The sequence below is a fragment of the Apilactobacillus ozensis DSM 23829 = JCM 17196 genome, from assembly GCF_001435995.1.
Classification (GTDB): domain Bacteria; phylum Bacillota; class Bacilli; order Lactobacillales; family Lactobacillaceae; genus Apilactobacillus; species Apilactobacillus ozensis.
The window spans coordinates 1-26455 of the sequence record NZ_AYYQ01000033.1 but is presented as its reverse complement, the minus strand read 5'-3'; the positions used below and the strand labels follow the sequence as shown (position 1 = coordinate 26455).

Annotated in this window: 30 protein-coding genes; 25 read left to right on the top strand and 5 right to left on the bottom strand. The window is 30.4% G+C overall.

Annotated features, from left to right (window positions below; genetic code table 11):
• Positions 1-148: 148 nt before the first annotated feature.
• From rlmH to FD06_RS05145, 9 genes are all read left to right on the top strand, one after another.
• Positions 149-628 carry a 23S rRNA (pseudouridine(1915)-N(3))-methyltransferase RlmH gene (gene rlmH, locus FD06_RS05185; protein ID WP_056966542.1) on the top strand — a complete coding sequence of 160 codons (480 nt, stop codon included), beginning with the start codon at positions 149-151 and terminating at the stop codon, positions 626-628.
• A 63-nt stretch (positions 629-691) separates the two neighbouring features.
• Positions 692-1591, top strand: a complete 900-nt coding sequence (locus tag FD06_RS05180) for an ABC transporter ATP-binding protein (protein ID WP_162256014.1) — start codon at positions 692-694, stop codon at positions 1589-1591.
• 15 nt (positions 1592-1606) lie between these two features.
• Positions 1607-2368, top strand: coding sequence for an ABC transporter permease (locus FD06_RS05175; RefSeq protein ID WP_056966538.1), 762 nt, complete (start codon positions 1607-1609; stop codon positions 2366-2368).
• A gap of 265 nt (positions 2369-2633) precedes the next feature.
• Entirely contained in the window at positions 2634-3032 is a 399-nt protein-coding gene (locus tag FD06_RS05170; protein WP_054658356.1) for a recombinase family protein, read from the top strand.
• A 63-nt stretch (positions 3033-3095) separates the two neighbouring features.
• Entirely contained in the window at positions 3096-3494 is a 399-nt protein-coding gene (locus FD06_RS05165) for a hypothetical protein (RefSeq protein ID WP_056966535.1), read from the top strand.
• Positions 3495-3673: 179 nt separating this feature from the next.
• Positions 3674-5206, top strand: coding sequence for an AAA family ATPase (locus FD06_RS05160; protein ID WP_056966533.1), 1533 nt, complete (start codon positions 3674-3676; stop codon positions 5204-5206).
• A 163-nt stretch (positions 5207-5369) separates the two neighbouring features.
• Positions 5370-5729 carry a hypothetical protein gene (locus FD06_RS05155; RefSeq protein ID WP_056966531.1) on the top strand — a complete coding sequence of 120 codons (360 nt, stop codon included), beginning with the start codon at positions 5370-5372 and terminating at the stop codon, positions 5727-5729.
• 53 nt (positions 5730-5782) lie between these two features.
• Positions 5783-6049 (top strand): hypothetical protein, encoded by a 267-nt coding sequence (locus FD06_RS05150; RefSeq protein WP_056966530.1) that lies wholly within the window; start codon positions 5783-5785, stop codon positions 6047-6049.
• Between the two features lie 14 nt (positions 6050-6063).
• Positions 6064-6318 (top strand): hypothetical protein, encoded by a 255-nt coding sequence (locus tag FD06_RS05145; protein ID WP_056966528.1) that lies wholly within the window; start codon positions 6064-6066, stop codon positions 6316-6318.
• A gap of 68 nt (positions 6319-6386) precedes the next feature.
• Here FD06_RS05145 and FD06_RS05140 read toward each other — a convergent pair whose 3' ends face one another.
• The 4 genes from FD06_RS05140 to FD06_RS05125 form a co-directional block, all read right to left on the bottom strand.
• Positions 6387-7109, bottom strand: coding sequence for an energy-coupling factor ABC transporter ATP-binding protein (locus FD06_RS05140; protein ID WP_056966526.1), 723 nt, complete (start codon positions 7107-7109; stop codon positions 6387-6389).
• Positions 7110-7121: 12 nt separating this feature from the next.
• Positions 7122-7928 (bottom strand): CbiQ family ECF transporter T component, encoded by an 807-nt coding sequence (locus FD06_RS05135; RefSeq protein ID WP_056966522.1) that lies wholly within the window; start codon positions 7926-7928, stop codon positions 7122-7124.
• A complete protein-coding gene (cbiM, locus tag FD06_RS05130; RefSeq protein ID WP_056966520.1) occupies positions 7918-8904 on the bottom strand; it encodes a cobalt transporter CbiM in 987 nt (328 codons plus the stop codon). The genes FD06_RS05135 and cbiM overlap by 11 nt, the downstream gene beginning before the upstream one ends.
• 98 nt (positions 8905-9002) lie before the next feature.
• Positions 9003-9668 carry a Crp/Fnr family transcriptional regulator gene (locus FD06_RS05125; protein ID WP_056966519.1) on the bottom strand — a complete coding sequence of 222 codons (666 nt, stop codon included), beginning with the start codon at positions 9666-9668 and terminating at the stop codon, positions 9003-9005.
• 296 nt (positions 9669-9964) lie between these two features.
• Between FD06_RS05125 and larA the strand changes: the two genes are divergently transcribed.
• From larA to FD06_RS05080, 9 genes are all read left to right on the top strand, one after another.
• Positions 9965-11239 carry a nickel-dependent lactate racemase gene (gene larA / locus FD06_RS05120; protein WP_056966517.1) on the top strand — a complete coding sequence of 425 codons (1275 nt, stop codon included), beginning with the start codon at positions 9965-9967 and terminating at the stop codon, positions 11237-11239.
• An 11-nt stretch (positions 11240-11250) separates the two neighbouring features.
• The gene (larB, locus tag FD06_RS05115; protein ID WP_056966515.1) at positions 11251-12030 is read left to right on the top strand and encodes a nickel pincer cofactor biosynthesis protein LarB; all 780 of its coding nucleotides are present in this window, start codon (positions 11251-11253) and stop codon (positions 12028-12030) included.
• The gene (gene larC / locus FD06_RS07775; protein WP_056966513.1) at positions 12027-12812 is read left to right on the top strand and encodes a nickel pincer cofactor biosynthesis protein LarC; all 786 of its coding nucleotides are present in this window, start codon (positions 12027-12029) and stop codon (positions 12810-12812) included. Before larB ends, larC begins: the two co-directional genes overlap by 4 nt.
• Entirely contained in the window at positions 12809-13270 is a 462-nt protein-coding gene (gene larC2, locus FD06_RS07770; RefSeq protein ID WP_338024196.1) for a nickel pincer cofactor biosynthesis protein LarC2, read from the top strand. Before larC ends, larC2 begins: the two co-directional genes overlap by 4 nt.
• Positions 13271-13287: 17 nt before the next feature.
• Positions 13288-14001, top strand: a complete 714-nt coding sequence (larD, locus tag FD06_RS05100) for a D/L-lactic acid transporter LarD (RefSeq protein ID WP_054658372.1) — start codon at positions 13288-13290, stop codon at positions 13999-14001.
• Between the two features lie 42 nt (positions 14002-14043).
• Complete coding sequence (larE, locus tag FD06_RS05095) at positions 14044-14880, top strand: ATP-dependent sacrificial sulfur transferase LarE (RefSeq protein WP_056966510.1); 837 nt, start codon at positions 14044-14046, stop codon at positions 14878-14880.
• A 138-nt stretch (positions 14881-15018) separates the two neighbouring features.
• Positions 15019-15225 carry a helix-turn-helix transcriptional regulator gene (locus tag FD06_RS05090; protein ID WP_054658374.1) on the top strand — a complete coding sequence of 69 codons (207 nt, stop codon included), beginning with the start codon at positions 15019-15021 and terminating at the stop codon, positions 15223-15225.
• Positions 15212-15736, top strand: coding sequence for a DUF3278 domain-containing protein (locus FD06_RS05085; protein ID WP_056966508.1), 525 nt, complete (start codon positions 15212-15214; stop codon positions 15734-15736). The genes FD06_RS05090 and FD06_RS05085 overlap by 14 nt, the downstream gene beginning before the upstream one ends.
• Before the next feature lie 134 nt (positions 15737-15870).
• The gene (locus tag FD06_RS05080; RefSeq protein ID WP_054658378.1) at positions 15871-16911 is read left to right on the top strand and encodes a zinc-dependent alcohol dehydrogenase family protein; all 1041 of its coding nucleotides are present in this window, start codon (positions 15871-15873) and stop codon (positions 16909-16911) included.
• A gap of 45 nt (positions 16912-16956) precedes the next feature.
• On the opposite strand, the gene FD06_RS05075 is transcribed toward FD06_RS05080, so the two are convergent.
• Positions 16957-18912 (bottom strand): cation:proton antiporter, encoded by a 1956-nt coding sequence (locus FD06_RS05075; protein WP_156403098.1) that lies wholly within the window; start codon positions 18910-18912, stop codon positions 16957-16959.
• Positions 18913-19106: 194 nt separating this feature from the next.
• On the opposite strand from FD06_RS05075, the gene FD06_RS05070 reads away from it, so the two are divergent.
• The 7 genes from FD06_RS05070 (at position 19107) to FD06_RS05040 (ending at position 26386) form a co-directional block, all read left to right on the top strand.
• Positions 19107-21635 carry a M1 family metallopeptidase gene (locus tag FD06_RS05070; protein ID WP_054658382.1) on the top strand — a complete coding sequence of 843 codons (2529 nt, stop codon included), beginning with the start codon at positions 19107-19109 and terminating at the stop codon, positions 21633-21635.
• 108 nt (positions 21636-21743) lie between these two features.
• Positions 21744-22673, top strand: a complete 930-nt coding sequence (locus FD06_RS05065; protein ID WP_054658384.1) for a YczE/YyaS/YitT family protein — start codon at positions 21744-21746, stop codon at positions 22671-22673.
• A 132-nt stretch (positions 22674-22805) separates the two neighbouring features.
• Complete coding sequence (locus FD06_RS05060) at positions 22806-23810, top strand: ADP-ribosyltransferase (RefSeq protein WP_056966506.1); 1005 nt, start codon at positions 22806-22808, stop codon at positions 23808-23810.
• Positions 23811-23878: 68 nt separating this feature from the next.
• Positions 23879-24295 (top strand): flavodoxin family protein, encoded by a 417-nt coding sequence (locus FD06_RS05055; protein WP_054658390.1) that lies wholly within the window; start codon positions 23879-23881, stop codon positions 24293-24295.
• Positions 24296-24363: 68 nt separating this feature from the next.
• Complete coding sequence (locus FD06_RS05050) at positions 24364-25095, top strand: SDR family oxidoreductase (protein WP_054658392.1); 732 nt, start codon at positions 24364-24366, stop codon at positions 25093-25095.
• A gap of 19 nt (positions 25096-25114) precedes the next feature.
• On the top strand, positions 25115-25519 hold the full coding sequence (locus FD06_RS05045; RefSeq protein ID WP_056966504.1) for a MerR family transcriptional regulator: 405 nt from the start codon (positions 25115-25117) through the stop codon (positions 25517-25519).
• 3 nt (positions 25520-25522) lie between these two features.
• Positions 25523-26386: an aldo/keto reductase gene (locus FD06_RS05040; RefSeq protein ID WP_056966502.1), complete on the top strand. Its 864-nt coding sequence runs from the start codon at positions 25523-25525 to the stop codon at positions 26384-26386.
• The last annotated feature ends 69 nt before the right edge of the window (positions 26387-26455 follow it).

Genomic DNA, 26455 nt, shown 5'->3' with positions numbered 1-26455 from the left:
GATGTAAAGCGAACATGAGTTATCCACAACTACCTGTGGATAACTTTTTACAATGGGGATAATTTGCATATACAACTGATAGTGTTTAATTTAAATCAGTAATACTAAATGTAGTAATCAATGAATAATAGGAAGGATGATTTCACAAATGAATATTAAGTTAGTCGTAGTTGGTAAGTTGAAAGAAAAATACTTTAAAGCGGGGATTGGTGAATATAGTAAGCGTTTATCACGTTTTTGTAATTTTCGGATTATAGAAGTACCAGATGAAAAAGCCCCCGAAAATTTAAGTCCGGCACAAATGGATAACGTAATGGATAAGGAAGGCGAGCGCATATTAAGTAAAATTAGTGAACGTGAATATGTATATGCACTGGCTATTTTGGGAAAAGAAAGGGCTTCAGAAGAGTTCGCTAAAGAAATTGATCAACTAACTACATATGGACATTCGGATATTACGTTTGTTATTGGTGGCTCACTGGGCTTATCGGATAAAGTTTTGAAACGTGCTGATACCCAAATCTCTTTTGGACGTTTCACGCTCCCACACCAGTTGATGCGCTTGGTACTAACGGAACAAATTTATCGTGCCTTTATGATTAATGAAGGTAGTCCATACCATAAGTGATGCGGTTTTTATTGTATCTTATTTAGTTAGTATTAGAATAAAATGAAGGAGAGTGAAATTATTTTGAAAACCATTTTAGAAGTTAACAATATAAATAAAAAAGTTGGTAAAAAATCATTACTTAGTAATATTAGTTTTTCTATCAATAGTAGCGATATTGTTGGACTTATTGGACCAAATGGCGCTGGTAAAACTACTATTATGAAGTCCATTTTGAGTTTATTAAAAATAGATAGCGGTGAAATATCCATAAATGGACAAAATATAAATTATACTAGCCATCATGGCTTGCATGAAATAGGAGCTTTAATTGAAAATCCTTCATTATACCCATATTTAACAGGAATGGATCATGTTCGTATGTATACCCATAAAAGAAAAAATGTCAGTAAAGAAACTATGCATATTATCAATGAATTAAATATGGGAAAATTTATTAATTTAAAAGTTAAAAAGTATTCTCTTGGAATGAAACAAAAAATGGGCATACTCATTGCACTTTTAAATAATCCTAAACTAGTTATTTTAGATGAGCCAATGAATGGACTAGATCCCAAATCTAATGTGGAGCTCAGAAATTTAATTTTATCATTATCAAAAAAAGGTGTTTCGTTTTTAATTTCTAGCCACATTTTAAGTGAGCTAGAAATAATAGTGAATAGGGTTGTAATCATAAATCATGGAAAAATAATAAACAAATCATATGTAAATGACTTATTAAGTATAGGAAATACATACTTAAATTTAAAAACAAGCAATAACAGTAAAAGTATTCTCCTATTAAATAATAAAGATTTTAAAACTACTACAAGTGAAGATGGTACTTTTCAAATTAAATTGATAGATAAACATTCTATAGAGCAGATATTTCAATTGCTGTATAGAAATAATATTAAAATAATTGATTTTTATAAATCTGGTTCAACACTGGAGTCATCTCTGTTAAAAGCAATTTATAATTAAAAAGGAGATTTTTAAATGTTAATGTTGTTAAAACAAGAAATGTTTAAAATTAGTAAAAAAAAGTCTACCATTTATATACCAATAATATTATTTGTTTTAATGATAGTCGTGGCATTTATGTCTAAAGGTTCAGATGCAAAATTTTATATTTCTTCGGCTTTTGCTGGCTTTCAATGGACTACCATTTTAATAATTATTATAAGTGCTACTAGCATATCAGAAGAATTTCAGTATGGAACTATAAAGCACTTAATTTACAGTGTTAACAATAGATATATTATATATTTTTCAAAACTAATTTTTGTTTTTTTGTATAGTATATATCTACATTTATTATCAATTGTTTATACTTTTTTAATAAAAATATTTGTATTAGGTGGTATTCCTAAATTTAGTGAACAATATTTGTATGGACTTTCTCTTTGGAAAAATTTGATGTTTAATTCTTTTACAGATCTTGTAGGTTCTTTAATAATCATTTCATCGGTATTTTGTATTGCATGTGTAACTAATAATGGTTCTTCAGCGATAGCTCTAGGAATTGTGCTTTGCTTCTTAGGTGAAGGAATTTCTTCTGCACTTAGTAAATTATATCTTCAATTTAATGGTATAAAATGGAATCCATTTAATATGTTGAATATTACTAATCAATTAGGGAATCCGTCTTATTATTCTATTACTCATTTATCTAATACACAGTTGTTGTTTGGTAACTTTTTTTATACAATAATTTTTATTTTATTAGGTTCTATATTATTTTCTAGGAGACGAATTTAGTAATAATTAATTTTAAAGCAGTTCTCTTCACAGCCTTTGCAATGATTTTATTTATTTTTTTATTTTCATAACTATGGCTAGATCTATGTATTTGTTGCGTATATCAGATTCAGAATAATCATCCTTATTTGGCATAAAATAACCTTCATTGAATAGTGTGATAATATTACTGTTTTATCAGTAATTGAAACACTAATCACGACTAATTCAACCAGGAGCTGATTCATTGGATATTTTGTAATGCAATAGGGTGAGTCTTACATAAGTGCGAAACGGGTTAGATTTTCATAATACTGCTATAGAAAATATATTAAGTAATAAACTGTATATTGGTATGTCAGTATATGGTAAGTATCGCAATTATTCTCAACTTGGAAGAAAAGGCTTAGATATCGAGAATATTATTGATGTCAGAGGTAATCATGAAAAAATAGTTGATATGGATACTTGGAATAAGGCTCAGAAAATTTTACATGATAGTTGTTGCAATAATAAAATCATGAGACCATTAATTGGTGTACTTCGTTGTCCTCAATGTGGTGGTGAGGTAAGAACTAGCTATACCAAAAATAATAACAAGCTCATAAGATACTATTCATGTAAAAAAGGTGTGCTTGGTGGATGTCATGCTAATTCAATAAATGCTGAAATTGTAGAATATTAAGCTATACTTCAACTCATTAAATTGATAAATTCAAAACCAATCAAAGCTAGATTACTTTCTTTAATGAAAAAATTTTATGATAAAAATCATACACTAATTAAAGAAGTTGTTGTAAATCAAAGTGCTAATATTGCCAGGTATAAAAATCAATTAAATTTTTTAGAAAAAGCATCCAACAATGATGAATTCTTACGTAAAGAGTTATCAAAAGAAATTGAAATATTAAAAGATAATATTAATGAAAGTCAAGATAGTATTGATAATTACCAATATAAATATCATGAATTGATGTCAATGTTTGGTAATTATAAATCATTTAACTTTAACAGGACAATGAAATCTATATATTATAATCAAAATAAAAGTTACTTTAGAAAATTGTCTAGTCTTGTTTTTAATAGTATAGAATATAATAGTAAAGCTAAATTAATAACATTTAATTTTAAGTTGAATGGTTTATAATCTAAAATAATAAGATACCGAAACTTATATTATATATAATTAAAGTCTAATTACTAGAGACTCATTAACTAGTAGTTAGGCTTTATTTGTAATTAATATTTGTTATATAATAATAAGTGTTAAATTTGCATCAGTTATTTATGTTTATATGAATAAATTTATAATTAAGGATGATTTTTATGATTGATAAAATTCTAGAAATAAATAATTATTCTAGATTTAATACTAAAAATATGGGAGGAATTCCTAATAATGGACATTTAAAAAAAATTAATGGCATTTATGCACCTAATGGAACAGGTAAAACAAGTTTGGCTTTATTATTTCAATCATTATCAAATAAAAATTCTAACATTATATTAAAAAAGGATAGTGTTTTAGAAAAAAATAGTCCAGAAATTTCATTAATTATGAAAGAAAATAATAAAGAGTATAAAGAATCATTTAATAATAAGGCATGGCAAAGTCAAAAATTATATCCTGACATAAAGGTATTTAATTCATATTATGTTAACAATAATGTATACACGTTTACTTTGAACGATGATAATTTTATTTTGAAAGAATTTTTGTTGAAAGAAGATTATGGCCGATATGATCATTTGCTTGACAAAATGTATATTATAAACAAAAAAATACATAACATTAAAAGAAATAGACATAATTTTAGACATAATTTTATGAAGAAAAAGAATATTAATGTTGATAATATTAATCGCCATATTAAGGACAACGAAATCTATAAAAAATACAATTCTAGAATAAATGAAAACACTGAAATAATTATCTGTATCTATAGTGAAATAGAAAAACTTATTAAAAAAGCAATTCCTAGTTTCATTTCATACACTAATAAAATCATGAGTAAATTTACTGAAAATATATCTGTAGCTGATGCTAAATTAGTTGTTAATCATAGTATCAATTTTAATAATAACATTAAATTTATATTGGTATTTACATTAGATGTATTAGGATATAAGAATCCTAAGGATAGAGATTCAGTTGGATTTGACTACACATTAAGTGACGGAGATAAAAGTGCTCTTTCACTTGCTTCTTTTTTTGCTAGGTTAAATATATCCAGTACATCTGATGATAAGAACAAAACAATCATTATAGACGATCCATTTAATAGCTTTGATACTGGTAGAAAAGAAATGACAATAAATCTTTTATCTAATATTGCAAAAAAATTTGGTCAAATCGTTCTTTTAACTCATGATAAAGATTTTCTTTTTGATTTTTATGAAAATACAAAGTTTATTGAATCAAGTAATTTTAATATGCTTCAGATTATGCCCAGTGGTAAGAATGTTTCTTTTAAAAAATTGCAAAAGCGTAGTAAAGGTAATAGCATTGCTGAAAATGTAGAAAAGTTAAATTTATTTCTGAAGCGTGGGCCAAATAATGATTCTTTAATTGACATATTAAGAATGCTAAGACCTCTAATAGAGGATATTTTTAAAATTAAATTTCCTGAATTCTTTTTAGATGGGACATGGTTGTCCACATATATTAAATATATAGAGAAATCTAAGACAAACGATCATTATAAAAAATTTTATAAATTATATGAATATATAAGTGATTTTTATTCATTATTAAAATATACAAGTAAATATCATCATTCTACTTATGACGATGATATAAATATTAATGAGTTAAATAATTTTGTTAAGTTAACTCTTTTTCTTTTCGATAAAATTTAATTTTTAATATCATTAAAAATAATCTAATGAAATTGATTCTTTTCTTTATCCGTTATTATTAGCGGGATAACGGGATTAAAAACCTCATTTTATTTAGTTACGGAAGTCCGTACCATAAGTGATGCGGTTTTGAAATAACAAATTGATATGGGAGAAATTATCTATGTTAGAAAAATCTAAAAATGTATTTATGAGCAATTTGCATTGGTTACTAATGGTATTTTTTAGCTTATTTATTAATAATGCAAAATCGCATTTAATTATTTCAGCATTAATTATATTATTTATATTCACTGTTTTCTGGTTAGATAGAAGGTTTCAACTTGGTCGGTTAAAAATAAATCAAAAACATTTGAAATTTCTTAATATAAAAAATTTCCTTTTTATATGGTGTATTTTTTGTTTCACAATAGGTATTTATGCAAAAAATGAAATTCTTGTTAATATATACTTAGTGGTAATGATATCAATGATTATTTCAATTCTGATTGATTGCTATGTTGAGAGAAAAAATAAAATTTAATTCTCGTTAAAAAACTAATTTAAAATTCTATCCTAAAAAAGAAGGTCTTCATCTTGAATCTATACAAAAAAGTTAATTTTATTTCGATTATGCAAATAATTGCAATGTTATATTTTTTGGCACTTTATTTTTTGAAACCTTATAATGTAACACCAGTTTTTTTAGTGCCAATGCTTTTATTTTGCGTGTTTGCAAATAATTTTAAGTGGAAAAAAGAAATAAAAACAACTGACTTTCATAAAATGAACAAAAAACTAAACATTATGATATCAGCAATACCACTATTATTAGTTGCATATACTATCGTATTTTTTATTTAATGAGGGGAGTTCGTATGGACTTATCTAGTAACAAAGTTAGTAATAGTTTAATACTAATTTTACTAGTATCATTATCTTCACTAAGTAGTCACCTTAGTGGTTTAGTGATGGCTTTAGGGTATTTATCTATTATTACGATTATTTTTGTTAAAAAAGTTTATATTAATGTGAAAGATAGTAAAAAATTATATTTACTGTTTAATAGCATAGCAATTATATTGATTATAGTTGTTATGAGCTTTAATCTACTTTTGAGATATTATTTTTAATATGCTAAATAAAGGCACTATCCATTTTTTTGGATAGTACCTTTTATAATTTGTTGTTACGGTTCGATTTAATATTCCAATGAATTTTTTAAATCCGCATTATTTTCAATTACATCAGGAGTTAAATCTTTTTCTAAAGTATGTTGCTCATTAAACAATAGGCATCGATCAATGACATCGTTGATGTAATAATAATTATGACTAGATATAATTAAAGTTTTATTAACAGCTTTTAGTTTAAGTAAAAGCTGTTTAACTAGTTTTTGATATTTAGGTGACAAGCCATTAAATGGTTCATCCATAATAATAACTGGTGGATTCATAGTTAAAATACTACCAATTGCGACTAATTTTTGTTCACCACCGGATAGTTGGTAGGGAACACGGTTAGCTAGGTGTTCGATGTCTAATAGTTTTAGGCAATCTTGTACTCTAATATCTATTTCTTGATTGGATAGTCCCATTTGGGTAGGTCCAAAAGCTAATTCAGTAGTGACAGATTCATTAAATAATTGACTAGCGCTATTTTGAAATACGTAGCCGATGTGGCTATGTAAGTAGTTCGATATGACAGGATTTCTTAGAGATTTAGAGCTTATTAATTTATTATCAAACTCATAGGTCCCATGTTGTGGTGAAATTAATCCCGTTAATAGTTTAAATAATGTAGACTTACCACATCCGTTTGGTCCCATAATGCCAATGGTTTCACCTTTTTTTATTGTAATATTTAGATTTTTTAATCCAATTTTGTCTTGATATGAAAATGTTATATCTGATAATTTAAACATTCTTAGGACCTCTTACATACTTGTATTTACAAAAAATACAATAATTATTAAATTGATGATTACTAAAGAATAATCTGATTTGTTAATTTTAATTGAATTTTTTTGTTTGGGATTTATTTTATATCCACGCAGTAACATGGCATTGAACACTTCATTAGTATATTTTTTAGAGTTTAAATATAGTTGTCCAAAAACTTTTCCAATAATATTACGGTTATTAAGTGTTTTTCCAACCATTCGTAATTGCACAGCCCACAAACTTTCTCGCAAGAATATTGCTAGGGTATGTATATACTTAAGGCTAATGTCTAATATTAAAATAATTAGATTAGGACAGTGAAGCTGTCTTAATCCAACAATAACTTGTTGCCAACTATTAATTTGTAGAAAATATGCAACGTCTAAAACAATTGCCATCAGTCTTAAAATAAAGAAAAATGTTGTTTGTACATTTCCAATTACGAAATTTGGCATAACAAAAATTACCGAGCATAGGAACATTTTAAAAAAGCGGCTAGATAACTTTGAGACCTGTTGGGATGGTAGTTGGCAGACTTTGAATAAAATAATTATAATAACTATCCAAAGAAATTTAATATTAGTACTACATAAAATTAAAATTAACTTTACAAGCATGCTGATTAACTTGAGCCATGCTGATTGTTTATTATCAGTTACAATAGCTTCATTTTGAAAATGTTTTATAAAAAAACTAATAATCCTTAAGTTTATACTAATAAGCCGGCTATTCTGACACGTCTGACTATGATTATTAACATTTGGTTCTTTTAACCAATCAGGTAATTCATTATTTTGCATGGTAATGATTCCTCATAATTTTACTAATTAAAAATATAATTAACACGGCAGTTAACGCACTTAGAATGTACCCAGAAATGTCTGAAAAGCCTTTTACAGAATAGTCACTAAATAGTGCATTAAAACTAAAACCATGACTGATGCCGCTGGGAACTAAGTGATTAGGTAACATACTTTTAAGTTCTTGAGCGTCCCATTCACCAAATGCAGTGGCTTTAGTTAAAAGGCCTAATGGAGATAATATAATCATTACGATTAATAGTTTCTTGAAAAAGCTAGTTATATTATATTCAGAATGTTCTACTGTTTTTTGGTTCATATATAGTTCATCAGGAGCTACTTTCAGTACAAACTTATAAATAGCTAAAGTAAATCCAGCTTCTATCCAACCAGCTACGGCCAAGTGAGCAAATAACATCGCAGGAATCGTAATTGTTAAGCCATAAGGTGAGTACATTGGTTGATTGCTGGCGTTATGGGCAATAATCGGTTGTATTCCTAACTCAATACCGGCCATTAAAGCGGCAACATTGATTCCTACAAAAGCTCCGATAAACGCTCCAGCTTTTTTATAATTAAAGTGATCAAATAATTTAAAACAATAATATCCAACAAACGGCATTATAATTGCCATGTTTAAAATATTAGCACCCAATGCTAGTATTCCTCCATCACCAAACAAAAATGCTTGCATTAATAAAACGATTGTCAGTGATATGCAAGCGGCATATGGTCCAATCAATAGTGCCAGCAAAGTTGCTCCAACTGCATGCGCTGAAGTACCACCAGGCACGGGAACGTTAAACAACATAATGATAAAAGCTAGTGAAGCCGATATTCCAATCATAGGGATGGTTTCTTTTTTTTCTTTTATTTGAAGTTCAACTTTTTTAATTGATAGGGCAATTACGGGTGTAGCTGCTGCAAAAAGAGCTACACAGGTTTGCGGACTTAGATAATTGTCAGGGATGTGCATAATAAAAAGCCTCCATTTTTAAGTACTCTTACAAAAACTAAGGATACTCGTATAAAATAAGGCTTCATTATCATTTAACGTTGACAAATGTTAACAAATTAGTCAGCAATGTTATCTAATAGATAGCTGATGTCTTTAATAACGAACTTGTGATCAACCATTTTAATGACGTTGTCTTTTTTAAGTTGGTTAAGCATTCTATTAACACTACTTCTGGAACTAATGCCACAAAATCCAGCAATGTCTTCGTTGGTAATCACGAAATCAATTAAAATACCATCGTTATATTTTTTTCCAAAAGTATCGATTAAATTATACAAAAAGTAACATAAACTACCTTTTTTACCATTCATCATCATGCGCTGTAATCGACAAATATTTTTAGATAGTTTTTTACGATAATAATTTTTTACATAATTTTGTAATTCTGGAGTGGAGTTAACATAATTCCAAAAAGTTACACGGTCAATTTGATAGAATTGAGCTTTTTCTGATTCAACTCTAACGTTACATGGTTGATCAGTATATTTTGAAACTTCATCCCTTAATAAAGAAATAACGTCGGGTTTAGATATATAGGAAAGGTTAAATTCACGGCCATCCTGTAAAATAATTGAATTTTTAATAATTCCATTTTTTAAGATGTAAGTATAATGTTCTTCTAAACCGTGATATGTAAGGTAAGTATGCCTTTTTTTAGTTATTACGGGTACATTTTTTTCTTCCAAGAAATTTACCAAAAACTCAGTATCACTTAAGACCAATTTAATCTGACCTTTCTTAATAGATTACGCTTATTTTAAATATAAAATAACGTTTATTAATAATAATTTATTATACACGTTATAAAGGCTTCGACAATGGCCCTTTTTTTACATTTAAATGACATTATTAAGTATATTCATTATGTACATTTGAGCTGTTAACATTTGTTACACTCATTTATGAACTTTATTTGTAGTTTATAAAAGCCGTGGCGCGTTTTGTATAAAATCCGTATAACTATAAATGTTGCGTTAAAGCATAATAATCAATGTAATACGGAAGGAAGTCTTTTAGCTTGGTTTCAATCTCGTTACCATATGATAAAAAAACACTTACAGCAAATATCGATGATAAAAATTTTGCTGGTGTGCTTTCATCAAAAGCTGGTACATATAAAAGTGAATTATCAGAAAAAGAAGTTGTTGAAAAATCCTTAGACAATACGATTAGCAGTCCTAAATTAGAAGAACTTGCTAAGGGTAAAAAGAATGTAGTAATAATTAGTTCTGATCATACTAGACCAGTACCTTCAAAAATTATTACACCAATTTTATTACGTCGTATTCGTTCAGTTGCTCCAGATGCCAGAATTCGAATTTTAGTGGCTACAGGGTTTCATCGTGCTTCTACCCATGAAGAGTTAGTTAATAAGTATGGCGAAGATATCGTTAATAACGAAGAAATTGTTATGCATGATTCAAGAGATGATAGTTCGGTTGTTAAAATTGGTCAATTACCATCCGGTGGTGATTGCATTATTAATAAAGTAGCTGTGGAAGCTGATTTACTAATTTCTGAAGGATTTATCGAATCTCATTTCTTTGCCGGATTTTCTGGTGGTCGAAAATCAGTTTTACCAGGAGTCGCTTCATATAAAACTATCATGGCTAATCATTCTGGTGAATTTATTGATTCACACTATTCTAGAACAGGTAATTTGCACCACAATCCTGTACATAAAGATATGGTGTATGCAGCTAAAACAGCTGGTTTGAAGTTTATCCTAAATGTTGTTTTAGATGAAGATAAAAAGATTATCGGTTCATTTGCTGGTGATTTAGAAGACGCTCATAAAAAAGGTTGCGAATTTGTAGAAAGTCTATCGCACGTTGATAAAGTTGATTGTGATATTGCAATTTCTACTAATGGTGGATATCCACTTGACCAAAATATTTATCAAGCGGTTAAGGGAATGACTGCAGCTGAAGCAACTAATAAAGAAAACGGTATTATTATTATGGTTGCTGGAGCTCGTGATGGGCACGGTGGTGAAGGTTTCTACCACAATATTGCCGACGTAGACGACCCTAAAGAATTTTTAGATGCAGCTATAAATACACCAAGATTGAAGACCGTTCCAGACCAATGGACTTCTCAAATCTTAGCAAGAATTTTAGTACATCACCATGTCATTTTTGTATCAGACTTAGTTGATCCTGATTTGATTACAAGTATGCATATGGATTTAGCTAAGACTTTGGATGAAGCGCTTCAAAAAGCTTATGAAATTGAAGGTCAAAACTCAAAAGTAACAGTTATTCCAGATGGATTAGGTGTAATTGTTAAATAGAACGGAAAGAAATGACTGGCATGGAAATAAATAGTGAAATCAAAAAATTGCTGGATTGTGTATCACAAAATAAAACAAGTGTTTCTGATGCCATTAATGAATTACAACATTTACAAAGTGCTGACTTGGGTTATGCAAAAGTTGATTTAAGTCGTAAAGCAAGAAATGGTTACCCAGAAGTTATTTATGGAGCTGGTAAAACAGCTGAACAAATAATTGAAATTATGCATACTTTAAAAAAGCAGGGCGAAAATGTCTTATGCACCAGGGTCAGTCCTGAAAAATATCACGAAATTGCTTTAGATGAACCAAATGTTAAGTACTTTTCTGAAGCTCAGTGTGTGCAATTAATTCAACATGAAATTCAATTAACTTCTGACTACATTGCTGTGGTTACTGCTGGCACTTCAGATATGTCGGTTGCCGAAGAAGCAGTTGCAACTGCTCAAATGTATGGCAATCAGGTTAAACGTATTTATGATGTGGGAGTAGCTGGAATTCATCGTTTATTTGAACATTTAGATGAAATTAGAAAAGCTAAGGTAGTCATTGTAGTTGCTGGCATGGAAGGTGCTTTGGTTAGTGTTGTCGGTGGATTAATTAATGCTCCATTAATCGCCGTTCCCACGAGTATTGGTTATGGAACTAATTTTGGTGGTGTGACTGCCTTAATGACAATGTTAAATAGTTGTGCTTCTGGAATAACTGTCGTAAACATTGATAATGGCTTTGGCGCTGGATATTCAGCTAGTTTGATGAATCATTTAGGAACAAAGGAGAATTTAGATTGAGAACTCTATATTTAGATGCTTTTTCTGGTATAAGTGGTGATATGTTTATCGGTGCTTTGTTAGATTTGGTAATAGATAAGCAAGCATTCATTGATAAACTTTCAAATTTAAACGTAAGTGGATATTCAATCGATATTAAAAAAGTAGCGCAAAGTAGTATTTATGGAATGGATTTTGATGTTGTTTTAGAACATGGTCAAAAAGATATGGGATTTGTTGAACATCACCATGGAAGTCATCATCACCATCATCATGATGCTCGACATTTATCTGAAGTAAATCAAATTATTGATGATAGTAGCTTGAGTGACTATGTAAAAAGTAACGCTAAAAAAGTTTTTATGTATATTGCTGAGGCAGAAGCTAAAGTTCATAATTTGCCGATTGAAGAAGTGCATTTTCACGAGGTTGGTGCTTTAGATTCTATTATCGATATCGTTGGAGCTTTTGTAGCATTAGAAATGTTAAACATCGATAAAGTAGTCGCTTCACCTTTAACTGATGGAAGTGGTTTTATCAAAGTTGCACATGGAATGATGCCAGTGCCAGTACCAGCGGTAATGGAAATGCGTGTTAATTCAAATATTCCAATTAATCAAAATACTGATATAAAAACTGAGTTGATAACACCTACTGGGATAGGAATTGTAAAAACAATTGTGAGTGATTTTGCATCTATCCCAAGTAATCAAAACATCATTAAAGTAGGCTATGGTTTTGGCAAACGTAAAACAGAGCAATTGAATGCTTTAAGAGCGGTTTTATTTGAAAAAAAAAAATAAGCCATAAAATAGTAAAACAAAACGAAGATGAAGCTTTACTATTAGAAGCCAATATTGATGATCAAAGTGCTGAACGGTTAGCGGCTATTTTACCAATTCTTATTGATGCCGGTGCTTATGATGTATTTTTTACACCTATTCAAATGAAGAAAAATCGTTTTGCTACACAACTAAGTGTAATTATTAATCAGCAAGATTTAGAAACAATAACTTACTTGATTTTTAAACATACTAGTACAGTTGGATTTCGTTATCATAGTTTCAAAAGAAAAGTCATGTCACGTCATTTTATTAAAGTTACGACGCCCTTTGGTGCAGTTTCAGTGAAGGTTGCTACTTTTAAAGATATTGTTAAACAAACTCCTGAATTTGATGATTGTTTAGCTATATCAAAAAAGTACAATCTATCAATAGATAACGTATATCAAATGGTATATCAACAACTAAAAAATAATTAATTTGGAGGATTCTTATTGTGTTACACCAATTACTAGCAGAGTTTATGGCGACTGCCCTAATGATAATTTTTGGGGTAGGAGTTCATTGTGATGAAGTTTTAAAGGGGTCTAAATATCGAGGTTCTGGCCACATGTTTTCAATTACAACTTGGGGATTTGGGATTGCTGTTTCCTTATTTATATTTGGAAATGTTTGCATTAACCCCGCAATGGTTTTAGCCCAATGTGTATTAGGAAATATTGCATGGTCTATGTTTATACCATATTCTATTGCAGAAGTTTTAGGCGGAATCATTGGTTCCATAATCGTTTACATTATGTATGCAGATCAATTTAAGATGTCACAAGGTAAAGTTGAACCGGATGCTATTCGTAACATTTTCTCAACAGCACCTGGTATTCGTAATTTACCAAGAAACTTCTTTGTTGAATTTATTGCTACCTTCATTTTCATAGCAGCTATTTTAGCTATTTCTGAATATAAAGTAGCCGTAATGACTCCAATGGAAGTAGGACTATTAGTTTGGGCTATTGGTATGGGACTAGGTGGTCCAACAGGTTTCGCAATGAACTTAGCTCGTGATATGGGTCCAAGAATTGCACATGCAATTTTGCCAATTAAGAATAAAGCTGATTCAGATTGGAAATACGGTATCTTAGTTCCTGGAATTGCTCCATTTTTAGGCGGTTTATGTGCTGCCTTGTTCATGCGTAGCTTTTTCGGTATGTAATTTAAGTTTTAAAATATTCAATAAATGAAAGAAGATATAATTATGCAAGATTTAAATCTAAAAAAAGTAAATTTAATTAAAGAACTAAAAACTATGGGTAAAGTTGTAGTAGCCTTTTCAGGTGGAATTGACAGTACTTTAGTTTTAAAAATGGCTTTAAACACTTTAGGAAAAGAAAATGTTTTGGCAGTAGTTGCTAATTCAGAACTTTTTACAGACGAAGAGTTTAATAAAGCTGTTGCTTTAGCTAAAGATTTAGATGTTAATGTTGATACTATGAATCTAAATTATTTGTCTGACGAACATATCGCTAACAATACTCCCGAATCATGGTACTACAGCAAGAAAATGTTCTATAATTCATTAAATGATTTAGCTCAACGTAATGGTTTTGAATATGTTGTTGATGGAATGATTATGGATGATAATTCTGACTTCAGACCTGGTTTAAAAGCTAGAGATGAAGCTAATGCTAAGAGTGTTCTACAATTAGCTAACTTTTATAAAGCCGATGTTAGACAATTAGCTAAAGAATTGGACCTAAGCAACTGGAATAAGGTTGCTAGTTGTTCAGTTTCATCTCGTTTTCCATACAATACTAAGTTGACTTTGGATAGCATTAAAAAAGTAATGTTATCTGAAAAATACTTAAGAAGTTTAGGATTTTTAACAGTTCGAGTTCGCTGTCATGATAATATTGCTCGATTAGAAATTCCTGAAAACCAAATTAGTGATTTCCTCAAAAATAGACAAGCTATTAATGATAACTTAAATGAATATGGCTTTGAATTTATAACTTTAGACTTAGCTGGTTTCAAGAGTGGTCGTATGAATGAAGCATTAACTGATGATCAAAAACAAAGATTAATGAACGCATAATTAATATTTTTTATAAAAGCTCTACTTTAAGAAATTAAGGTAGAGCTTTTTTGTCATATATATTTGATATTTAACTCATGATGTTATAAAGTGTAAATGTCTTATATATATGACATTTTATTTATTGGAGACTGAGATATGAGTAAACTACATTTTTATCGTAAGCAGGCAGGACTTTCACAAGCTAAGCTAGCAAACCTTGTTGAAGTATCTCGCCAAACAATTAATTTAATTGAGAATCATAAATATAATCCTTCTTTACATCTATGTATTCGCATAGCTAAAGTTTTAGGAAGTGATCTCAATACATTATTCTGGGAGGACAGTGATTATGAAGAAAAATAATTTTTATACTAAACTAATTAAGCGTTTATATGGAACCAACGGAGTTTTGGATGAATATAAGTTACAAAAAATTAATTCAATTGGTAATGTTTCTTTTATGATTATGGCAGTTTATACCTTAATATCATCGTTTGTGGTTACTTTAATGATGTCTTGGAATGTATCGCTTTATAATATTTTAATCATATACACCGCAACTAACTTTTTGGTTTTAATGGCACTATTAGCCTATATCTTAATTGCAGTTTCTAAACTTAAATTAGACGAGATATCAGTTGACGATAAGCCTAATTATAAAAAAAGATTAGCTAAGTTTCGTAAATCTGCTATTATTAGTGGAATTGGTTTTTTCTTTGTAACCAGAATATTATCATTATTTAGCCCAGCCGATATAACGTTACTTGATAGAATCGTTTCACCAAAAGATAATGTTATTCAATTAATTGAAGCGTTAATATTTGTTATATTTATGTACATTGTTATGAAAAGAAAAATTTATCAAGAAAAATAATATCAGTTATTTATTTGACTTCCAGTTAACTCAAAGGAGTAGGATTAATTTAATCAGACACATTATTTGTATTATTCAATGAAAAATTGGAAAATGATGTTAGATTTAAAAAGTATTCAGGAGGTCATTATATTATGAAAACAACCGTATTTATGGAACCCGGTAAAGTTGAATTACGTGATTTAGAAAAACCAGTTATTGAAAAAGCTGACGATGTGGTAATTAGAGTAGTCAGAGCTTGTGTTTGTGGATCTGATTTGTGGGCATATCGTGGGTTAGAACATAAACCAAGCAATTCACTAAATGGTGGACACGAAGCACTGGGTATTGTTGATTCAGTAGGCGATGATATAACTACTGTTAAACCAGGTGATTTTGTAATTGCACCATTCACGCATGGTTGTGGTAAATGTGCTGCTTGTTTAGCCGGATATGAAGGAAGTTGTCTTGCTCATAAAGATAATTTTAGTTCAGGCTGTCAGGGTGAATATGTACGTTTCCAACATGCTGAATGGGCATTAGTTAAAGTTCCAGGTCAACCCGAAGATTATAGTGAAGAAATGTTGAATTCATTACTTTCTTTATCAGATGTTATGGCTACTGGATATCATGCAGCTAGAACTGCTAATGTCAAAAACGGTGACACTACTGTAGTTGTTGGTGATGGTGCCGTTGGATTGTGTGGAGTTATTGCAGCTAAGATGCGTGGAGCTAAACAAATTATTGCGATGAGTCGTCATGAAGACCGTCAAAAGTTAGCAACTGAATTTGGTGCAACTGAAATCGTTGCTGAACGTGGTGAAGATGCAGTTAAAAAGGTTATGGAATTAACTCATAATCAAGGTGCAGACTCAGTTTTAGAATGTGTGGGGACTGAATTATCCACTGACACAGCCCTAAAAGTTGCTCGTCCAGGTGCAACTGTTGGCCGTGTTGGTTTACCTCACGTGCCTAAGATGGACGTATCGGCTCCATTTGGTAAGAATGTTGCTTTAGCTGGTGGCCCAGCTTCAGTTACTACTTATGACAAAGCAGTTTTATTAAAAGCAGTGCTAGATGGTGATATTCATCCTGGAAAAGTTTTCACCAAGAAATTTAAGTTATCTGAAATTAATGATGCTTATAAAGCGATGGCTGACCGTAAAACTATTAAATCAATTATCGTGATGGACTAACAAAGTAAACAAAAAACAAGCTAACTTTTATGTCAGCTTGTTTTTTTATTTTTCACGACCATCATTACTTTGTTGCATATAGATTAGTTGATCAATTGATACTTGTTTATACAGTTCCTCAGCAATGAGTTGTGACATATTTCCTAAAGTACTTTTTTCTTGAATATAGTTGTATTCGTATTGAAAAGCTTGAATAAAAAGTTCATTTTGTCTTTCACTAGATCCATTTTCATTTAAACGCTTATGTCTAAAATTATATGAATGTCTAGCGGCGTTAACAGCAGCCTGGTCTTCTGCATTATGGTCTTTGGACAAAAATTGCATAACATTTTCGTAACCATAGCTTTCCATTTGTTTAAATAGTTTTCGTTGATTATCATATTGAACTTTCTTGTGAGGTTGTTTTTTGAATTTGCGAATAATTAAGTGATTAAAATGTTTAATGGCAAATACAATAATATAGAACGAAAATTGGCGGTTACGTTGAGCTTGCCACACTAATCTTCTGATATAGTAGTTAGCTATTTTAGCGTTGATTTTATTTGTGTCTACTAAGGTTTGAATACTATTAATTTCGACTTCATTAGCAGCTTTCATAATCTTGCGAAATCTCTTATCACTAGGGCGGCCACTACTATATTGACTACTTAAAGTTGCGGCTACAATATGGGCGTCAGTTTTTTGTTGTGGATTATTATCAATAACCTTTTTCGTAGCATAGTTTACCGTTTTACGCTTTTGATCCTTAATAGCATTAGGGTCAATGTCAGCCTTATTACTAGGCAACATCATTGGTAAAACAATTGCTGGAACTAACAGACTCAATATTATGATAACTGTAGCCATAAAAACAATGATAGTCCGATATGGGAAGGGGGCATTACCTAATGTAAATGGAATTGAAAAAGCCATTGATAAGGTAATGGTTCCATGGATTCCTGATAGGGCGCTAATGATGGCATTCTTGTTATGGTCATTAGCTTTTGATTGAATATTAGCGAAACTAAATTTAACCCAAAGATAGCGTAAAACTACCATAACTACATACAAAATTATCGATAACACTAAGTATTTTGGTAGTGCAGCCATACTTTCTTTTTGAATGTCATGCCATACAGTCGGAATTGAAACCCCAAGTAAGACAAATACAAAGCCATTTAAAATATCAGTCACAATGTTCCAAGTTGATTTTGATACTAATTGTAAACTGGTGTTTGATAATCTAATTTGCTTACTAAACGCACTTCTTAAAACTCCGGCCGCTACGACTGCTAAGATTCCAGAAAAACCAAAATGTTCAGCAATTAAGTAAATAGCGAACGGAGAAATAATATCGAATGGGACAATCACACTAGTTGAATCCATACCATTGCGGACCAATCGAATCCGTGACCAAATTAAAATAGTCCCAAGCATTAGACCAATGATTAATCCACCAAGGAACACAAATAGGAAACTTTTAATTCCGGTACCGACTGAAAATTCCCCAGTAGTAAATGCATTTAAAGCTAAACTAAAGGCAACTAGTCCAGATGCATCATTGAATAGTGATTCTCTTTCTAACATTCCCATTACATTGTGGGGCATCTCAACATTGCTAGTAATTGAAGATACTGCAACGTTGTCGGTAGGTGTAACGATAGCAGCTAATGCGAATGTTAAAGCAAGTGGAATGCTAGGAATAATTGCATGACTAATGTATCCCATAATAATAACTGTAATAATAGCTAATAGGACTGACATTGATAGGGTTGAAGACATGTGTTTTCTTAATTCATGCGTATCAATGTTTTGTCCGTCATGAAACATTAAAGGTGCAATGATAATGAGCATAAACATCTCAGGCTCTAATGTGAAATGACTATATATAGGTAGCAATGATAAAATCATTCCAGCAAAGATTTGATAAAACGCTTGTGGAACTAGTGGGAAATGTGGATAAACCATATTAGCTACCACCGTTGCGATTATCAATAGCATAACCGTATAAAATATTTCCAAAAAACCAATCCTTTCATAAAAATAAACTACCATTTAAGTTTACTCTACATCTTTTTATTTTTCTAAAATTGTCGTTATTGTATATAAGCCTAAAACTAGCGAATTAAATTCAATAAGTATATAATTAATTCAACTTAAAATGAAATTTTACTGTTAATTTCATTAAATTTTTCTAACTGTTACAGGAGGATTTTATGTCTGAATTTAAACGCTTTTACGATACATTTAAACCTGAACATTACAATATCTATCTAGATATTGACCGTTCAAATAAAACTATTGCTGGTAAAACTAAGATTACTGGTTTAGCTGACCAAGACCATATTTCCATTCATCAAAAGGCTTTAAAAGTTTCATCTATAAAATTAATTGATGAACCGCTATCTTTTGAATTAGATGATAAAAATGATGCAATTAATATTCAACTACCTAAAGCTGGTAAAGTTGAACTCAATATTGAATATACTGCACCATTAACAGACATGATGATGGGCATTTACCCATCTTATTACGAAGTTGATGGCGTTAAAAAGCAAGTAATTGGAACGCAATTTGAAACTAACTTTGCTCGCCAAGCCTTTCCTTGTGTGGACGAACCTGAAGCGAAGGCTAAGTTTGATTTGGCAATTAAGTTTGATGAAAAACCTGGCGAAACCATTTTAAGTAACATGCCAGAAGTTAAATCTGAAAATAGTGTGCATTACTTTGATACAACCGTTAAAATGTCTACTTATTTAATCGCTTTTGCTTTTGGCGATTTACAAGGTAAAACTACTACCACTAAGAGTGGCGTTAAAGTAGGTGTGTTTGCTACTAAAGCACATAAAGCTAACGAATTAGATTTTGCTTTGGATATTGCTAAACGTTCGATTGAATTTTATGAAGATTTCTACCAAACACCATATCCACTTCCTCATTCATGGCAATTAGCCTTGCCAGACTTTTCAGCTGGAGCTATGGAAAACTGGGGATTAGTAACATATCGAGAAGCTTACTTAGTTTTAGATCCAGATAATACTTCACTAACAACTAAACAATTAGTAGCAACTGTCATTGCCCATGAATTAGCTCACCAATGGTTTGGTGATTTAGTAACTATGAAGTGGTGGGATGATTTATGGTTAAACGAAAGCTTTGCGAACATGATGGAATTTGTTGCGATTGATGCTATTGAACCAGAATGGCGCATTTGGGAAAACTTCCAAACTTCCGATGTGCAAGCAGCTTTGAAACGTGATGCAACCGATGGCGTTCAATCAGTCCATGTTCAAGTTAACCATCCAGCTGAAATTGACTCATTATTTGATGCAGCAATCGTTTATGCTAAGGGAGCTCGAATGCTTGTGATGGCTAGAGCGTTAGTCGGTGACGATGCTTTACGTAAAGGTCTTAAGAACTACTTTGCAGCTCATCAATATAATAATGCAACTGGGGCAGACTTATGGAATGCACTAGGCACCGCTGCTGGGATGGACGTTAAAGCTGTTATGAATTCATGGCTAGAACAACCTGGTTATCCAGTAGTTACTGCTAAAGTAGAAGCTGGTGAATTAAAATTAACCCAACAACAATTCTTTATTGGTGATGGTGAGGACAAAGGTAGAGAATGGCATATTCCATTAAATAGTAACTATCAAAATGTACCAGCCATCTTTAAAGATAGTGAAATATCACTTGGCAACTATGCAGAATTGAAGGCCGAAAATAATAATCAACCATTCCGTTTAAATGTGGGTAATAATTCTCACTTTATCGTTAAATATGATGATGCATTGTTATCAGATATTTTAGAACATAATGATCAATTAGATAACATGTCTAAAATGCAAATTTTGCAAGACTTGAAATTGTTGGCTGCTGGAAAACAAATCATCTATGCTCAAGTAATTCCATTCTTGAAAAAATTCGCTGGTGGCAATTCAGTAGTTGTTAATTCAATGATTTATGATTTAGCATATGATTTAGAAGACTTTACAGAACCTGAATCGGAAGAAGAAATCAACTTACGTAAATTTATTGGTAATTTAAGTGATAAACAAGCGAACCGATTAGGATTTGAACCTAAGGCTAATGATTCAAAAGATGACCAAGTTACTCGTCGTTATGCATTAGGTGGGATGTTATATGCTAAAGATAAAGACTTTGTTAACACCGCCCATGAGATTTTTGAAAGTCACAAATCATCATTGATTTCATTACCAGCTGACATTCGTTCACTAGTTTTACGTAATGAAATTAAAAATTTCAATAATGAAGAATTATTTAACAAATTCTTAGATAGCTATCGTGAAACTTCAGATGCTAGTTATAAGGGCAATTTATCTGCGGCTTTAACTGATACTAAAGACGAAACATTATTAGCTAAACTTGTTGATAAATTTAAAGATAGTGAAACCATTAAACCGCAGGATTTGCGTGGCTGGTATCGCGATATTTTAGCTAATCCTAAAGGTGAACAATTAGCTTGGGATTGGGTTCGTAATGAATGGCAGTGGTTAGAAGATACGGTTGGTGGTGATATGGAGTTTGCTACATTTATCACAGTCACAGCTAGTGTTTTCCACACGAGTAAACGATTAGCTGAATTCAAAGCGTTCTTTGAACCTAAAATTAATACTCCTGGTCTAACACGTGAAATTAAAATGGATATTAAAGCATTAAGTGGTCGTGTTGATTTAATTGAATCAGAACGCGATGCAGTTAATAGAGAGTTAGCCAAGTAAAATAAATGAGTGTTCTAGTCATTTCGACTGAACACTTTTTTTATAAAGCAGATTATTATTATTTTAATATCTAATGCAATAAAATATGTGTAAGGAGTGATTTTATTTTTGATTAACAATATGAATAATGAAGATAAAAATACAGAAAATAAATCATATAATTTTATAAATATTTTACTTCGTTCTGCAATGTCATTTGTCGGAATCGCTGTTTTATCAATGGGAGCGGTTTTTTTACAAAAGGCTGGCTTAGGTATGGATCCATTTACCGCGATGAATATTGGATTTTCTAATTCATTGCATATGCCACTAGGAACTTTTCAATTAATGATGAATGCAGTTTTATTTATCATAATTTTTATTTTTGATCGTAAGCAGATTGGAATTGGAACTATTTTAAATATGGTATTGGTTGGATATGAAATTCAATGGTTTTCTAATATATATGACATACTTATCCATATTAATCTAAATCCATTTGTAATGATTGTAGATGTTGTAGCTGGATTATTACTATTTAGTTTAGGAACATCTCTATATATGTCGCTTTCTTTAGGTTCAGCTCCATACGATGCAATTGCGCCAATTATTTCGAGTCATGTGAATTTAAAATATAAATATATTAGAAGCTTGCAAGATATTGTTTTTATGGTAATTGCTTTAATGGGACATGGAGCAGTTGGAATTATCACGATAGTAGTAGCGTTTTTTGCTGGTCCTTTAATAAACTATTGGAATACGCACATTAGTCAACAGCTTGTATATCACATTAAGCACTTTAGTACCCATCCAACTGCTAAAAATGCTGGTTCAGGGATTGTGGGATTAGGTAAAGTTAGTTTAATGGTTATTACACGTGCCTATGAACAAACCACTTATGTAAAACAGCATTTGTCTGGATACTCTGACCAAGAATTATTCGACGTACTTAAACATTCAGAAGAATCTCTAAACCGTAATGAATATTTGAGAAAAGATTTAATTTCTAGAATTAGTTCGATAAAAGGAGAAATTAAACGTCGGAATTTAAATAATTAACTAAAAAATATAGCTTTTTTAAAGCTATATTTTTTAATTATTTTTAAAGAAATCAATTCTATATAAGAATAAGGGTTGTTATTTGGTTAGCTAGTTATATAATTAACTAAAACATTTTCAAAGGAGTTTATTATGAGAAAAAGTAGATTATCTTTAAGCTTATTATTAACTGGAGTATTTGGAGTTGGATTATTTACGGCAAATACCAATGCTAAAGCCAATATGAATTTCGATCCTAGCGATAAAAGTACCATGAAATTTATGCAAAAGTTGTCTAAAACTAATGGCAAACTAGCAATGATTATGCAAGATACCAACGTTACTAGTCAAAGCAGTAATCAATTTGTTACTAGCAAAAACGTTCAAGGGGTCAGTTTGGAAAACAATCAACAAATTACGATACCTATTAATACTTCAATTAAATATTTGGGTCAATATAAAGATGGAGATTTAATTTCTACATCTGATAATAAAATATTATCTGTCAATAATTTTAAAAATAATGTATATAGTAATGATACTTATAAATTTTCAAAATCAGCTAAAGATAAATTAAAGAACCTTTCCAAAAAATGGCATAAAACTTTAAATAAAGATGAAGTCAAAGCAGTGGGCCATTACACTTCTGATGGATATCAAGATGTAAATAAATATTTGAGAAATCCAGATAATAAAACTAGTGATAAAGTTAAAAAAGAAGCTGAAAATATAACTACCGCTACATTCAAATTTAATTCACCTGATAATTTAACTCTATATCGCGGAATTTCGGAAGAAGGGTTGAAAGCATCGTTAAATAATCAACCACTTACGGTGGGCGCTAAATATTTTGATAAAGGATTTTCATCTACCAGTTTAAGTAGAAGTATTGGTGAAGGATTTGGGAATGTATTATTAAAAATCAATATGCCGTTAGGAAATCATGGTGCTTACATAGCGCCTTTCTCAAAACATAAAAATGAGCAAGAATTTTTACTTAATCCTGGAACCAAAATGATTGTTACAAATATTGAAAATAAAAAAGTAACAATGAGTGGACAATTAGTAAATATTAAAAATGAAAAAAGTAAAAAGCAGGCCTCTTTTAATAATGCCAAAAACTTGAAAATAGTAACTTTAAATTTAATGAATGAGTAAATTTAGCTTGCGTTGGACCCAACTCAAAAGTTTATTATATAAACATAATAAATATTGGAGTTGATAAGATGAAAACTTTATTCTTAAATTTTAGTAAAAATACTAATGGTTTAACTGCATCCTTAGCTCATAAGTCATTTAATTTTAATAATATTAAGACAATTAATTTAGTTAACTATAAGATAAACCCATTAGGCCAAAAATTTTATGATGATGATGAATTTAAAGAAATATGCAATGAAATATCTAAAACAGATAATATTATAATTGGAACACCTATATATTGGTCTTCAATGTCTTCATATATGAAAATATTTATAGATAGAATGACTGAAGTTATGGAAGAAAATCCATTTAACAACAAGAAATTGTTTTTAGTAGTTTGCGGTACTGCTCCCGAAGATGCTTTTCCCCATATTAAACATGTTTGGGAGAAAATATCTAAAAGGTTCAATATGCAATTAGTGAAATCAGTAAGTAATTAATGCTTGCGTTGAACTGAACTCCAAGGTTTATTATATGAAATGTTAATAATCAAGGGGGAAAAATTATAGTGCAAAAAGTAGTTGTGATAACAGGAGCATCTTCAGGTATTGGTAAAGCAACCGCCAATTTATTAATTAGTAATAAAAATAAAGTAGTTTTAGCAGCTAGAAGAAAAGATAAGCTAGACAATATTTTTTTGGAAAATAATTCTAATTCTGATGATGTTATTGTTACAAAAACTGATGTTACAAGCATAAAAAGTGTCGAAGATTTGGCATCTTTAGCTTTAGATAAATTCGGTCGTATCGATGTATGGATTAATTGTGCCGGAATAATGCCCTTATCTAATTTTATAGATGGAAAATCTACAGAATGGGATAATATGATTGATGTTAATATACGTGGTACATTGTATGGAATAAAAAGTGTACTACCAATAATGAGGAGACAGTCTTATGGTCATATTATAAATATTTCATCAAAGGCGGGACATGAATCTCATCCTAGTGGTGGTGTCTACAGTGCAACAAAGGCTGCTATATTAATGATTAGTGATGCTCTTAGACAAGAAGAAATTATTGCAAAAAGTAATGTAAGAGTTAGTGTTGTTTCTCCTGGCGCAGTCAATACAGAACTTTTGAAGAGTATACATGATAAAGATACCCATAAGTTTATCAAATCTATATATAATCAAACTGCTATTTCACCAAATCGTATTGCAAACGGTATTTTAGAAATAATTAATTTACCTGCAGACACTAATATTAATGAAATGATTGTTGGACCTGCCAATGAGTAAATGAGGAAGGTGTAAATACTTGAATATTAATGGAGTTAGTAATAAATTTGATGTTTCTAAAGATACTTTAAGATATTGGGAAAGAATAGGGCTCTTACCTCATATTTCGAGAAATGAAAGTGGTTACCGTGATTATTCAGAACTGGATATGAATTGGGTATTCTACATTAAAGTTTTAAGAAAAGCTGGTATGTCAATTGAACTATTAATTGATTTTGTTGAGTCTTACCGCAATAACAATCCTGAAGGTAGAAAAGAATTGTTGATCGAACAAAAGCAAACATTAATTGATGAAATTGAAGCCAGAAAAAAGACTTTAAATTATTTATCATTTAAAATTGACCATTTTGAAGACCATACGTTAAATTATGAAAATGAAAAATTAGCTTATGAATCTAAATTAAATAATGAAAAGGAGCAATAAACTATGAATTATCGAGATTTATCAAATCAAGTTAAAATTCCAAGCTTGGGCTTTGGAGTATTCCAGATCAGTGAAGAAGGTGCTACTAAACAAGCTGTATTAGATGCAATTAAATCAGGCTATCGTTTAATTGACACTGCAGCTAGTTATGGCAATGAAGGTGAAGTAGGAGAAGCAATTCAAGAAGCTATTTCACAAGGCATTGTAACCAGAGAAGATTTGTTTATTACTTCAAAATTATGGGTAGATGGCGTATCAGCTAAAAAAACACCACAAGCAATTAAAGACTCATTAAACCGTTTACAATTAGACTATTTGGATTTATTACTAATTCATCAACCATATAGCGATGTTTTTGGTGCTTGGAGAGCAATGGAAGATGCATATTATAATGGTTTACTTAAATCAATTGGAGTTTCAAATTTTGATATTGCACAAATTACGAATTTATCTGAATTTAGTAATATTAAACCTATGGTTAATCAAATTGAAGTAAGTCCATTTAATCAAAACATTGACGCAGTTAATTACTTAAACGAGTATGGAGTTCAAGTAGAAGCGTGGGCTCCGTTTGCTGAAGGTAAACATGACTTGTTCAAAAACAAGTTACTACAAAAAATTGGCGACAAGTATAATAAATCAATTGCGCAAGTTATTTTACGATGGTTATACCAAAGAGATATTATTCCATTGTCTAAATCAGTAAAAGCTGAAAGAATGGAACAAAATATAGATGTATTAGATTTTGAATTATCTAAAGAAGACATGAAAGAAATTGCGACGTTAGATAGAAAAGAAAGTCAATTCTTTGATCATCATAATCCTGATATGATTAAATGGATGGCTAATAATAAAGTGGAATATTAACAAAAAAGCTCTCTTGATGTGAACCCCAAAAGTTAGACAACTTTTACTAGGATATTAATTCCAAATATT